At 42.4% G+C, this 13,100-nt stretch carries 10 protein-coding genes and 1 riboswitch; of the genes, 4 read left to right on the top strand and 6 right to left on the bottom strand.

Annotated features, from left to right (window positions below; genetic code table 11):
• Window positions 1-24: 24 nt before the first annotated feature.
• The 4 genes from ACESZG_RS06210 to argC all read right to left on the bottom strand — a co-directional run bounded on the left by ACESZG_RS06210 (window position 25) and on the right by argC (window position 4,847).
• Window positions 25-1,215, bottom strand: a complete 1,191-nt coding sequence (locus tag ACESZG_RS06210; RefSeq protein WP_373217762.1) for an aspartate aminotransferase family protein — start codon at window positions 1,213-1,215, stop codon at window positions 25-27.
• Window positions 1,202-2,098 (bottom strand): acetylglutamate kinase, encoded by an 897-nt coding sequence (gene argB / locus ACESZG_RS06205; RefSeq protein WP_020993510.1) that lies wholly within the window; start codon window positions 2,096-2,098, stop codon window positions 1,202-1,204. Before argB ends, ACESZG_RS06210 begins: the two co-directional genes overlap by 14 nt.
• A gap of 115 nt (window positions 2,099-2,213) precedes the next feature.
• Window positions 2,214-3,437, bottom strand: a complete 1,224-nt coding sequence (argJ, locus tag ACESZG_RS06200; RefSeq protein WP_373217760.1) for a bifunctional glutamate N-acetyltransferase/amino-acid acetyltransferase ArgJ — start codon at window positions 3,435-3,437, stop codon at window positions 2,214-2,216.
• Window positions 3,438-3,806: 369 nt separating this feature from the next.
• Window positions 3,807-4,847, bottom strand: a complete 1,041-nt coding sequence (gene argC, locus ACESZG_RS06195; protein ID WP_373217758.1) for an N-acetyl-gamma-glutamyl-phosphate reductase — start codon at window positions 4,845-4,847, stop codon at window positions 3,807-3,809.
• Window positions 4,848-5,307: 460 nt separating this feature from the next.
• Between argC and ACESZG_RS06190 the strand changes: the two genes are divergently transcribed.
• A complete protein-coding gene (locus ACESZG_RS06190) occupies window positions 5,308-6,534 on the top strand; it encodes an argininosuccinate synthase (RefSeq protein ID WP_008706208.1) in 1,227 nt (408 codons plus the stop codon).
• A 145-nt stretch (window positions 6,535-6,679) separates the two neighbouring features.
• Here ACESZG_RS06190 and ACESZG_RS06185 read toward each other — a convergent pair whose 3' ends face one another.
• Both ACESZG_RS06185 and ACESZG_RS06180 read right to left on the bottom strand, forming a co-directional pair.
• On the bottom strand, window positions 6,680-7,054 hold the full coding sequence (locus ACESZG_RS06185) for a BlaI/MecI/CopY family transcriptional regulator (RefSeq protein ID WP_020993513.1): 375 nt from the start codon (window positions 7,052-7,054) through the stop codon (window positions 6,680-6,682).
• 163 nt (window positions 7,055-7,217) lie between these two features.
• Complete coding sequence (locus tag ACESZG_RS06180; RefSeq protein WP_373217755.1) at window positions 7,218-8,366, bottom strand: AI-2E family transporter; 1,149 nt, start codon at window positions 8,364-8,366, stop codon at window positions 7,218-7,220.
• 453 nt (window positions 8,367-8,819) lie between these two features.
• Window positions 8,820-8,915, top strand: a riboswitch (purine riboswitch).
• Window positions 8,916-8,986: 71 nt separating this feature from the next.
• On the opposite strand from ACESZG_RS06180, the gene ACESZG_RS06175 reads away from it, so the two are divergent.
• From ACESZG_RS06175 to ACESZG_RS06165, 3 genes are all read left to right on the top strand, one after another.
• Window positions 8,987-10,264 (top strand): amidohydrolase family protein, encoded by a 1,278-nt coding sequence (locus ACESZG_RS06175; RefSeq protein ID WP_330584124.1) that lies wholly within the window; start codon window positions 8,987-8,989, stop codon window positions 10,262-10,264.
• Window positions 10,265-10,426: 162 nt separating this feature from the next.
• Window positions 10,427-11,803: an NCS2 family permease gene (locus ACESZG_RS06170; RefSeq protein WP_173679297.1), complete on the top strand. Its 1,377-nt coding sequence runs from the start codon at window positions 10,427-10,429 to the stop codon at window positions 11,801-11,803.
• 328 nt (window positions 11,804-12,131) lie between these two features.
• Complete coding sequence (locus ACESZG_RS06165) at window positions 12,132-13,058, top strand: DMT family transporter (protein ID WP_055053085.1); 927 nt, start codon at window positions 12,132-12,134, stop codon at window positions 13,056-13,058.
• Window positions 13,059-13,100: the final 42 nt, after the last annotated feature.

The following is a 13,100-nucleotide window of genomic DNA, read 5'->3' as shown; positions in this document are numbered from 1 at the left end:
CGCTACTTGCTTGATTCACTAAAATTATTCCATACACTCATCCAAAATTGCAGCCATCTTGTCGATGTGTTCTTTTGTGATCACAAGCGGAGGTACAATTCTGAGTACATCACTGCCTGCAGAGATCACCAACAGTCCTTTTGCCAGCGCAGCCTTTACAACTTCACCAACAGAGCGGCCCTGGATCACGATTCCCTGCATGAAGCCCATGCCTCGTCTTGTTGCAGCGCATTCATGTTTTGCAACAATTTCATCCAGTTTCTGTTCCAGATATGGAGTCATTTCCTGTACATGTTCAATGATCTTATCATTCTCATAAATGTCAAATACTTTGCTGACTGCGGCACATACAAATGGGTTTCCACCATAAGTTGTACCATGATCACCTGGCTCCAGAGAAGCTTTGGCAGCTTTTTCGCCCAGTACAAACGCACCTACCGGCACACCACATCCAAGAGCCTTGGCACTTGTCATAATATCCGGCTGTACACCGTATGCCTGCCATGCAAAATAATGTCCGGTTCTTCCCATACCGCACTGGATCTCATCGAAGATCAGCATAATATCTTTCTCATCACAGATCTGACGCAGACCTTCCAGAAATTCCTTCTTCGCCGGATAGATACCACCCTCACCCTGAACAACCTCAGTGATAATTGCGCAGGTCTTATCTGTGATCTGAGCCTTTACGCTCTCAAGGTCATTAAAATCCGCAAACTTCACACCACCCATCAGAGGCTCAAAGGGCTCTCTGTAATGAGCAGTTCCTGTCACGGAAAGTGCTCCGATACTTCTTCCATGAAAGGAATGGTTCATGGCAATGATCTCATGATCTGCATGTCCGTCACGTACATATGCATATTTCTTAGCTGCTTTTAAAGCACCTTCGATTGCTTCTGTACCACTGTTAGTGAAGAATGCCTTGCTCATTTTACTTGCCTTTACCAGCTTCGCACCTGCTTCAATGATCGGCTCATTGTAATATAAGTTGGAAATATGCATCAGCTTATCAATCTGATCCTTTAATGCTTCATCATATCCCGGATAGTGATATCCCAGAGAATTTACAGCAATACCTGCTGCAAAATCCAGATATTCCTTTCCCTCGGAATCATATAAATAACATCCCTGTCCCTTTTCAAAAACAACAGGAAAACGATTATAAGTGTGAAGGATACTCTCTTCGGATTCCTTCATCTGTTCATTCATGTTCATTGTAATATTTCTCCCCGTCTTCTCTCAGAATCGCAGTACCAATACCTTTGTTTGTAAAGATCTCCAGCAGTAAGCTGTGAGGAATTCTTCCGTCAAGGATATGGACTCTGTTAACGCCTTCTTCAATGGCATCAATACAGTTTTTCAGCTTCGGAATCATACCTCCGCCTACATAACCGTCATCGATCAGTTTCTGTGCTTCATCTACATGAAGTTCAGAGATCAGGCTGGACGGATCATCCTTGTCTTTATAAACGCCTTCAATATCAGAAAGGAATGCAAGCTTCTCAGCATGAACAGCCTCTGCAATGGCACATGCAGCATCATCCGCATTAATATTATAAGTAGCGAACTCATCGTCATAACCTACCGGGAAAATGATCGGCAGGAAATCTTTCTCCAGAAGATCCTCCAGAATCTTCGGCTCAACCTTTGTAACTTCACCAACAAATCCGATGTCTCCACCCTCTGTCTGTTTCTTGCGGCATTTCAGCAGACCACCGTCTTTACCGCTGATACCAACAGCATTTACACCAAGAGATTCCACCATGGCAACCAGTTCCTTGTTCACCTTCGCAAGAACCATCTCTGCGATCTCCATAGTATCTTTATCTGTTACACGAAGACCATTAATAAATTTCGGCTCCATACCTACCTTGCCAACCCAGCGGCTGATTTCCTTACCACCGCCATGAACGATGATCGGTTTGAAACCAACCAGTTTCAGAAGAACAACATCCTTGATCACGTTCTTCTTCAGTTCATCATCCAGCATGGCACTTCCGCCGTACTTTACAACTACGATTTTACGATTAAATCTCTGAATATAAGGAAGTGCCTCGATCAGCACCTCCGCCTTGTCCAAATATTTCTGATTAACCATTATTCTCTCCTTTTTCCAGTCAATGTCTGGTCTCCATCCCTGCTTATTGCTTTTCGCAATTAAAGCAGGAGACTTACCTGATTCGGTTAAAATTACCCTTATTCACAGAATTTTGTTATGAACGGTAATCTGCATTGATTTTTATATAATCATAAGTCAAGTCACAGCCCCATGCAGTTGCTGTGGCATCACCCATCTTCACATCAGCGATTGCTGTGACAGCTTCCTCAGAAAGAATCTTCGTTGCCTCTTCTTCACTGTAATCCACAGCCACCCCATTCTCAATAATCTGGATCTTACCAGCCTTACTCTCAAAGAACAGATCCACCTTCTCAGGATCAAACTTCGCACCGGAATATCCCATAGCACACAGGATTCTTCCCCAGTTTGCATCATGTCCGTAGATAGCAGCCTTTGTCAGAGAAGAAGTAACAACAGACTTGCTCAATGTAACTGCCTGCTCCTTAGACTCTGCACCAATGATCTTCACCTCAAACAGTGCAGTCGCACCCTCTCCGTCACCTGCGATCTTCTTCGCCAGAGTAGTATTGATATAATTCAGCGCAGCCTTGAAAGTTTCGTAATCCTCACCCTTCTCTGTGATCTCCGGATTCTCAGCCAGACCATTGGCCAGAAGAAGAACTGTATCATTAGTAGAAGTATCTCCATCAACAGAAACCATATTGTAAGTATCCTTAACATCCTCACTTAATGCTTCCTGCAGCATCTTCTTGGAAATCTTCGCATCAGTAGTAACAAACCCAAGCATGGTACACATATTCGGATGGATCATACCGGAACCCTTACACATACCACCAACAGTAACCGTCTTACCGCCAATTTCAATCTGAACAGCAACCTCTTTCTTCTTGGTATCAGTAGTCATGATCGCCTTCGCCGCCTCAGTACCAGCCTCCAGAGAACCATCCAGCTTCGGCGCCATCATCTTCACACCATTCTTAATACGGTCAATGGGAACCTGCATACCAATCACACCTGTAGAAGCAACCAGCACACTGTCAGCAGCCACCCCAAGAATCTCAGCAGCCGCATCTGCAGTCTCCTTACAATAACCATAACCTTCTGCACCAGTACATGCATTGGCAATACCACTGTTACAGATCACCACCTGTGCAGACAGATGATTATAAACAATATCCTGATCCCATTTAACAGGCGCAGCCTTCACCACATTGGTAGTAAAAGTCCCCGCAGCTACACAAGGCACCTCACTGTAAACCATAGCCATATCCGTTCTGCCCTTATACTTAATTTCAGCCGCAACAGCCGCTGCCTTAAATCCCTTAGCCGCCGTAACGCCGCCATCTATAATCTTCATAAAACCTCAATCCTTTCTATATAATAAGACAAACTATCTTGTTTCCCGTCCACATTCTCCACGCTCAGCGACTGCCGCAACTCCCCTGCGCAGTCACATCCGTCAGACATCCACATCTCTTCCGTCCTGAAAAGTCAGCTCCGGAAATTATTTGGTTTTGAACGCATTTGCAGGGGCTGTAGTAACTCTTAGTGCTCGGGAATTTGCGTTATGAGGCGGCTGCATCACTGTCTGAGCGAAGTTTGCAACGGAGCGAGTTTGACAAGCCACCTCATGCCTTTAGCAAATTCACGAGCACTTAGAGTTAGTAAGCCCCGAAACCGCGTTCAAAACCAAATAATTTCCGGAGCGTCCCTTCCCATTAATCTATCATGGACACATCGGCACCTGCAACAGTCCCTCAGCCTCCTTAAATCCAAACATCAGATTCATATTCTGCACAGCCTGTCCTGCTGCACCTTTCACCAGATTATCCATAGCCCCCATCATAATAACTCTGTGAGTTCTCGGATCGATCTTAAAGTTCACATCCACATAATTACTTCCTTCCACACACTTAGTCTGCGGACAAACATCCTTATCAAGCACACGAACGAAAGTCTCATTCTCATAATACTTATCATAAACTGCCTTCACCTCTTCATAAGAAACATCCTTAGTCAGAGAAGCATAAGCAGTCACCAGAATACCACGATTCATAGGAATCAGATGAGGTGTAAAATTAATCAGCACCTCTTTGCCACACGCATAACCAAGCTGATCCTCAATCTCCGGTGTATGTCTGTGACTTGCAACACCATAAGCCTTAATATTCTCATTCACTTCACAGAACAGATTGGCAACCTTCGCTCCACGTCCTGCTCCTGAAGTACCGGACTTCGCATCAATAATAATGGTAGACGGATCGATCAGCCCTTCTTTGATCAGCGGATAAATAGAAAGTGTGGAACATGTGGGATAACATCCCGGATTCGCAATCAGTCTTGCCTTCTTAATCTCCTCACGATTAATCTCACATAAACCATAAACCGCCTCATCAATAAACTGCGGAGCCTTATGCTCAATTCCGTACCATTTCTCATATTTCTTCACATCTTTAATACGGAAATCCGCACTCAGGTCAATTACTTTGGCTTTGGAAAGAATTCCTTCATTAATTAAAGAAGCACAAAGTCCCTGCGGAGTAGCTGTAAAGATCACATCCACTTCATCAGCTAACGCTTCCATATTATCATCCATACATTTTGCATCTACCAGCTTAAAAAAGTTCTGATAAACATCTGAATATTTCTGGTCAATGTAACTTCTTGAACCATACCACGCAACTTCCACATCTTTATGTCCCAGAAGCAGTCTCACGATCTCGTTACCTGCATATCCTGTGGCACCGATAATTCCTGCTTTAATCATAATAATTTCCTCCATCTTCGCCTCATCCGGCGGTCTTCATTTCATAGTAAAACTTTACTCTATCAGAGTGCTGGACTAATTATACATCTTACCTGCATAATATGCAATAGTCATTTTTCAATGTTTTTACATGGATTTTATTTCAGTTCACGGATTTCCCCCTGTCTTTTCCTATATTATGTTGCATATTTATGCAAAAGCAGATAAAACTTTTTTGCATTTTTCTATTGCATATTTATAAAAAAAGGTGTATATTATCACTTGTTAAGCGGAATCACACGAAATCATCTTGTTCCGCATTGAATATTTATTCAAAAATTTCAATCAGTAATTACCGCATTTATTCAAAAATAATGCGCTGAACTCCCGACCTATTCATTTACTTTCGGCAAACGGATATCTCAGGAAACTTTTACAAATCAGGAAAATAATAAAATCCAATTTCAGGAGGAATACAATCATGAAAGAAAAAGTCGTTTTAGCATACTCAGGCGGTCTTGATACCACAGCCTTAATCCCATGGTTAAAAGAAACATTTGATTACGATGTTGTCTGCTGCTGCGTAAACTGCGGTCAGGGAAACGAACTGGATGGACTGGATGAAAGAGCAAAGCTTTCCGGTGCTTCCAAATTATATATCGAAGATATCGTAGATGAATTCTGTGATGACTTCATCGTTCCATGTGTACAGGCAGGTGCTGTATACGAACACAAATATCTCCTTGGTACATCCATGGCCCGTCCGGCAATCGCTAAGAAATTAGTTGAGATTGCACGTAAAGAAGGCGCAGTTGCCATCTGCCACGGTGCTACAGGTAAAGGTAATGACCAGATTCGTTTCGAACTTGGCATCAAAGCTCTTGCTCCTGACATCAAAATCATCGCTCCATGGCGTATGACAGACAAATGGACCATGCAGTCACGTGAAGATGAGATCGCATTCTGTAAAGCTCACGGAATCGACCTTCCATTCGATGCAAGCCACAGCTACAGCCGTGACAGAAACTTATGGCATATCAGCCATGAAGGTCTGGAACTGGAAGATCCTTCACAGGCTCCAAATTATGACAATATGCTTGTTTTAGGTGTTACACCTGAGAAAGCCCCTGATAAAGAAACAGAAGTTACCATGACATTCGAGCAGGGTGTTCCGAAAACATTAAACGGCAAAGAAATGAAAGTTTCCGAGATCATCACAGAGCTCAACAAATTAGGCGGCGAGAACGGTATCGGTATCGTTGACATCGTTGAAAACCGTGTTGTTGGTATGAAATCCCGTGGTGTATATGAGACTCCTGGCGGAACAATCCTTATGGCAGCTCATGAACAGCTCGAAGAACTGACACTCGACCGCGAGACAATGGAAACCAAGAAGAAACTCGGCAGCCAGTTTGCTCAGGTTGTATACGAAGGAAAATGGTACACACCGCTTCGTGAAGCAATTCAGGCATTCGTTGAGTCCACACAGAAATATGTAACAGGTGAAGTTAAATTCAAACTGTACAAAGGCAACATCATCAAAGCCGGTACAACTTCTCCATACAGCCTGTACAATGAATCTCTTGCATCTTTCACAACAGGTGACCTCTATGACCACCACGATGCAGATGGATTCATCACACTGTTCGGACTTCCACTGAAAGTTCGCGCTATGATGTTAAAAGAAGTTGAGCAGAACAAGAAATAATTAATTGATAACAGATTCAGCCAGATGGACACTTTATTCATCTGGCTGTTTTTATTACCTGATACAGTATTGCAATTCTGTAAAAAATGGCACAAAAAAGACACAGCCAGATGGCCATGTCCGTTTTTATCTGCTATGTTTATGATTATCTGCTTTCCAGTTCCGCACGTTTCTTATCGATAAGCTCCTGAAGTTTTTCCAGCTCTTCCACTGTAATCCCATCAGATTCCAGAAGCGCATTCATCATTTCCACCGGATTAATCTTTCTGCTTTTGGCATTTCCCTTTAAATAATCCTCTCTTGAAAGAAGAGGGGTATAATTTCTTGCATACACCTTGCCGTTCATTGAAGTTCCCGCAACCTGGATCAGGTTCTCTTTCAAAAGAAGCTCCAGGCATCTTCTTACTGTCGGCATTTTCAGTTCCGGTGCAATGTCATTGATCTCAAAAGCAGACAATGGTCTTCCCTCTTCCCAAAGTACATTCATAATATCATAACGTTTACCTTTTAAGATGTCCATCTTAAGATCTCCTTCCATTTTTAACCAGATATCACTATAATACAGAAATATCGAATTAATTACAATTACAGAGACCTTACACTGATTTACAGTCCTTTTACAAATTTGTTACCAAGTTTATCCGGACAGCAATACATCTTTCTACATATCACGAATCATTTCGTCATAAAACAAGCTGTTTTTTCTCAAGACGGGCATATACCCACTCTCTGAAAAGTGTATAGATCACAGATACTGTCGGAATGAAAATCAGCATTCCCACAATTCCCATCAGACTGCCGCCGAGTGTTACAGCTACCAGCACCCAGATGGATGGAAGCCCGACAGAACCACCTACCACATGAGGATAGATCAGGTTTCCTTCTATCTGTTGCAGGATGAGGAAAAGTCCCAGAAACAGCACTGCTTTTACAGGGCTTATCATAAGGATCAGAAAAAACGCTACCCAACATCCGATAATTCCACCAAACAGCGGGATCAATGCTGTAAATGAAATCAGGACACCCACCAGCATTGCATATGGAAAATGCAGGATTGTCATGGATACAAAGAACATACTTCCAAGAATTACAGCTTCAATACACTGTCCGGTAATAAAGCTGGAAAAAATCCTGTTTGCCAGATTCCATACATGTGCCAGATATCTGACCGGTTTTTCCGGGAACATTGCGTACATTGCTTTTTTTACCTGCTGCATAAGTTTTTCTTTCTGTAAAAGGACGTAGCAAGCAAATACAAAGCCTATGGATACATTCATTGCAGTAGTCAGAAGTCCCATGGTGATGGACACTGTGGAGGAAACAATGTTATTGACTCCGTTCTTCAGTACGCCGAGTACAGAATCGATTATTTTTCCCGGCTCAATGTCAAGAGACTGCGCCCATTTCACAACTTCCGGATTGTTTCCGAATACATTGTCGATCCATTTCTGGAAAACCGGAATATTTTCTTCTATCTTTTTCGCTATGTTTACGAATGTTGCTCCCAGTTCCGGTACTACTACCAGCATAACGATCACGATTATACAGATCACAAAGCAGATAGAAAGCACCAGGCTGACCGGTCTTGCCAGTTTTTGGGCTGTTTTTTTCTCTTGTTTCAGGACTTTTCCGAACAGATGATGTTCTATGAATTTCATTGGAATATTGAGGATAAAAGCAATTCCGAAACCAATGATGAACGGAAAGAGAAAGCCAAGCAGAACTCTGACAGTGCTGATGACTATGTGCAGGTTCTGGACACCCAGATATAAGAGAATTGCGAATGCGATGAGCCATCGAATTTTTTTTATGTTTTCTTTGTCTAGCTGCATGTTTGTTTTTCCTTTCTTTTTGATATTGGAGAGTATTATATCATATTTTCCCAAAAAACGGACGCTTAGAAAAATATTTTATCTGCTATGCGGTTTCGGCATCTAAGAGATTCTAAGTCATCTGAAATCTGCTAAAAGCATGAGAAGATTTAAGAGGACTAAGAATCTCTAAGATGCCTGCAAATGCATAGCAGATAAAATATTTTTCTAAGCTGGTAATTGGAAGGTGGAAAATATCGTATCAATTCGCATGTTAAAAGCCTACATGAATAAGAAAGACTTTAAATATGAAAGAGATTGTATAAGTTCACATGGGATATCATATACTTTATATAAATTCTGCCTGTAAAATGCTTTATAGACTATGAATTATCAAATAGCAATGCAAAAAGAATATTAAATTAAATTGCAGAAAGGAATTGACAGTTAACTACAAATATTTTATAATCATTTTATAAACAATATAAGTAAACTTATATATGTCCATAATCGGTTGGACGTTTCTACCAACTACCGTAATAGTTGTCTATAAGTTCTCTCCCCAGGGAGAAAGAATGAGGTAAAGGCAGCATCGGTAGATTTTTTTTGCCTTTCCTTAACCACAAAAAGGAGGTATGGTTATGAACGAACGGACTTTTGTTTTAAAGGGAACAATTTGCTACAGTAATTCTCTGACAGAACTTTCCATCACTGAAAATGGATATTTAGTATGTGAAGATGGGCGATGTGCAGGGGTGTTTGATGAGCTTCCTGAGAAATTTGCAGGAATCTCATGTACAGATTTTGGCGATGAGCTGATCATTCCGGGACTGACTGATCTGCATCTTCATGCTCCGCAGTATACGTTTCGTGCCTCGGGTATGGATCTTGAGCTGCTGGACTGGCTGAATACTTATACTTTTCCGCAGGAAGCACGTTATGAAGATACAGAGTTTGCAAAAGAGGCTTATTCTGTTTTCGCTGAGGATATGAAGAAGAGCCCGAATACAAGAGCATGTATTTTCGGAACTCTGCATGTCCCTGCTACCGAGATCCTGATGGAACAACTGGATAAAACCGGAATAAAGGCTATGGTCGGCAAGGTAAATATGGACCGTAATGGTTCTCCGCAGTTGCAGGAAGAGAGTGCTCAGGCTTCTGCTGATGCTACGGTTCAGTGGATTAAGGATACGCTTGATAAATTTGAAAATGTAAAGCCGATCCTTACTCCGAGATTTACTCCATCCTGTTCTGATGAGCTGATGGAGAAGCTTTCGGAGATTCAGAAGAGGTATCACCTGCCGATGCAGTCTCACCTTTCTGAGAATTTCGGTGAAATTGCCTGGGTGAAGGAGCTTTGCCCGAATACACATTTTTATGGAGAAGCATATAGCCAGTTTGATCTTTTCGGCGGTGACTGTCCAACGATCATGGCTCATTGTGTTCATTCTTCGAATGAAGAAATTGCCCTTATGAAAAAGCAGGGCGTTTATATTGCTCATTGTCCGCAGTCCAACACAAATCTCTCCTCAGGTATCTCTCCTGCGAGACGTTATCTGGACGAAGGCTTACACATCGGACTGGGCTCTGACATTGCAGGTGGAACTTCCGTTTCTATTCTGCGTGCCATGGCTGATGCTATTCAGGTTTCCAAGCTGTACTGGCGGCTGGTTGATTCTTCCATGAAGCCGCTCACTGTTGAAGAAGCCTTTTATATGGGAACAGAAGGAGGCGGTTCCTTCTTTGGAAAGGTTGGAAGCTTTAAGGAGGGGTATGAATTTGATGCGGTTGTGCTTAATGACAGCACTATTCCAACTCCACTGAAGCTCTCTCCGAAGGACAGACTCGAAAGACTGATCTACCTTTCCGATGACCGCAATATTACCGCTAAATATGTAGCCGGAAGAAAGATTCTGTAACTGCAGGAAATACAGATTCTGATGGTGTTTTTCCGGCATATCGTTAACAAAACGATATGCCGAGACGATTGATTCCAGGAGTTTCACCCTGTTTTTTCGGGATGATTATCTGAGACACCACAAAACAGCCGGCAATTTTTAAAATCAAAAGGGGGAAAGATTATGAATCTTGACAAATTATTCCATCTCAAAGAGAACCACACAGATGTAAAGACCGAAGTTATGGCAGGTATTACCACATTCATGACAATGGCATACATTCTGGCTGTAAACCCAAACATTCTGGAAGCATCCGGCATGGACAGAGGAGCTGTTTTTACAGCGACCGCACTGTCATCCTTTATTGCCACCTGTCTGATGGCTGCGCTTTCTAATTATCCATTCGTTCTTGCACCTGGCATGGGCCTGAATGCCTACTTTGCCTACACTGTTGTTCTTGGCATGGGTTACAGCTGGCAGCAGGCACTGGCAGCTGTATTTGTAGAGGGTATTATTTTTATCCTGTTATCTCTGACCAATGTGCGTGAGGCAATTTTCAATGCGATCCCAATGAACCTGAAACATGCAGTATCTGTTGGTATCGGACTGTTTATTGCTTTCATCGGACTGCAGAATGCTAAGATCGTAGTTAACAACGACTCCACTCTGGTAAGTGTATTTTCCTTTAAATCCTCCGTTTCCGGCGGAACCTTCAATACAGAAGGAATTACAGTTCTTCTGGCGCTGATCGGACTTCTCATCACCGCCATCCTTCTTGTTAAGAGTGTAAAAGGAAACATTCTCTGGGGTATCCTGATCACATGGGGACTTGGCATTATCTGTCAATTGACAGGACTTTACAAACCTGATCCTGCAGCCGGCTGGTTCAGCCTCCTGCCTGATTTTTCAAACGGAATCTCCATCCCAAGCATGGCTCCCACATTTATGAAAATGGACTTCTCCATTGTCTTCACACTTGATTTCGTAGTCATTATGTTTGCATTCCTGTTTGTAGATATGTTCGATACACTTGGAACACTGATCGGCGTTGCTTCCAAAGCTGATATGCTTGACAAAGAAGGCAAACTTCCAAACATCAAAGGTGCTCTTCTTTCTGACGCAGTAGGAACTACAGTAGGTGCTATGTGTGGTACTTCCACAGTTACTACTTTCGTAGAGAGTGCTTCCGGTGTTGCTGAAGGCGGACGTACAGGACTTACTTCCCTGATAGCAGCCATCCTCTTCGGATTATCACTGCTGTTATCCCCGATTTTCCTGGCAATCCCGTCCTTTGCCACAGCACCGGCTCTGATCATCGTTGGATTCCTGATGCTCACATCAGTAACCAAGATTGACTTCAACGACATGACTGAAGCAATCCCGGCATTTATCGCGATTATCGCAATGCCGTTCCTGTACAGCATTTCTGAAGGTATCTCCATGGGTGTTATCTCCTATGTGATCATCAACGTTGTTACAGGTAAAGCAAAAGAAAAGAAGATCAGTGTACTGATGTATGTGCTCGCTGTATTGTTTATTTTGAAATATATCTTTATCTGATATAAATATCAGATACACATTTACAAAAAGAAGTCTCCTGCAGAGGCTTCTTTTTATTTCTATAATCTTCTTTCTCTTTTTATATCTATGATGTATAATTATGAAAGTGTTTATTCATTTTCAGATCAATAAGGCACCGGCACTCTTAAAATATATTTGAAATATTTTATAATATGAGGGCACTGAACAGTTACAAAATTCCAGTGCCTCTGTCCACACTGAATGAATAAATATTTTGTTTTATCCACATTTTATACATTCTATTTACACTTTATTATTTTACACATTAATATAAGGAAGGATTACACACATCATGCAAAAACAACAGATCCCTTTAAAAAATTCCCTGCTCCTGCTTCTCGCAGCGATTATCTGGGGTATCGCTTTTGTGGCTCAAAGCGTAGGAATGAAATACGTAGGAGGCTTTACTTTTAATGCCGTCCGTTCCCTTATCGGAGCAGTCGTTCTGATTCCACTGATTTTTATTCTGAAAAAGAGAAACTCTCCTTCAGATTCTGCTTCCAAAGCATCTGGCAGATCTGACACCTCAAGTAATACTGTATCCAATATGCAGGAGAAAAAAACTCTGATTATCGGCGGTATCGCCTGCGGTATCTGCCTCTGTCTGGCAAGCAATTTCCAACAGTTCGGCATCAAGTATACAACCGTCGGAAAAGCCGGCTTTATCACTGCCTGTTATATTGTGATCGTCCCTGTCATCGGACTATTCCTTGGCAAAAAATGCACAAAATTTATCTGGGCTGCCGTTGCAATGGCTCTGATCGGACTTTATCTCCTGTGCATCACAGATGGATTTTCTATCGGAAAAGGAGATCTGCTCGTACTGGTATGCGCATTTCTATTTTCACTGCACATACTGGTCATCGACTACTTTTCTCCAAAAGTAGACGGAGTAAAGCTCTCCTGCATTCAGTTCCTGACATGTGGTATCCTTTCCGGCATTCCCGCTCTGCTCCTTGAGCATCCGGAACTCTCATCCATCTTGGCAGCATGGCAGCCAATCCTCTACGCAGGTGTCATGTCATGCGGAGTAGCTTACACCTTGCAGATTATCGGTCAGAAAAACATGAACCCAACTGTAGCATCCCTGATACTCAGCCTGGAATCCTGCATCTCTGTCCTAGCCGGATGGATCATCCTCAGACAGCAACTAAGTACTAAAGAAATCCTTGGATGTGTCATCATGTTTGCTGCTATCATCCTTGCACAGCTTCCACAGAAGCAGACAGAATAATATGCAGAGTAGGTCAGAGGGTCTATTCCCTCTTTCCTCTCA

Origin of the sequence: Blautia sp. Marseille-P2398 (assembly GCF_964240315.1) — a bacterium.
Lineage (GTDB): Bacteria > Bacillota > Clostridia > Lachnospirales > Lachnospiraceae > Blautia_A > Blautia_A wexlerae.
The sequence above is the reverse complement of the archived record's forward strand: the minus strand, read 5'-3'. Positions and strand labels throughout refer to the sequence as shown.

What these genes read in the sequence shown, in the direction of transcription:
- ACESZG_RS06210 (WP_373217762.1), bottom strand. Translation starts at nt 1,215, where the DNA reads ATGAACATGAATGAACAGATGAAGGAATCCGAAGAGAGTATCCTTCAC.
- argB (WP_020993510.1), bottom strand. Translation starts at nt 2,098, where the DNA reads ATGGTTAATCAGAAATATTTGGACAAGGCGGAGGTGCTGATCGAGGCA.
- argJ (WP_373217760.1), bottom strand. Translation starts at nt 3,437, where the DNA reads ATGAAGATTATAGATGGCGGCGTTACGGCGGCTAAGGGATTTAAGGCA.
- argC (WP_373217758.1), bottom strand. Translation starts at nt 4,847, where the DNA reads ATGATTAAAGCAGGAATTATCGGTGCCACAGGATATGCAGGTAACGAG.
- ACESZG_RS06190 (WP_008706208.1), top strand. Translation starts at nt 5,308, where the DNA reads ATGAAAGAAAAAGTCGTTTTAGCATACTCAGGCGGTCTTGATACCACA.
- ACESZG_RS06185 (WP_020993513.1), bottom strand. Translation starts at nt 7,054, where the DNA reads ATGGACATCTTAAAAGGTAAACGTTATGATATTATGAATGTACTTTGG.
- ACESZG_RS06180 (WP_373217755.1), bottom strand. Translation starts at nt 8,366, where the DNA reads ATGCAGCTAGACAAAGAAAACATAAAAAAAATTCGATGGCTCATCGCA.
- ACESZG_RS06175 (WP_330584124.1), top strand. Translation starts at nt 8,987, where the DNA reads ATGAACGAACGGACTTTTGTTTTAAAGGGAACAATTTGCTACAGTAAT.
- ACESZG_RS06170 (WP_173679297.1), top strand. Translation starts at nt 10,427, where the DNA reads ATGAATCTTGACAAATTATTCCATCTCAAAGAGAACCACACAGATGTA.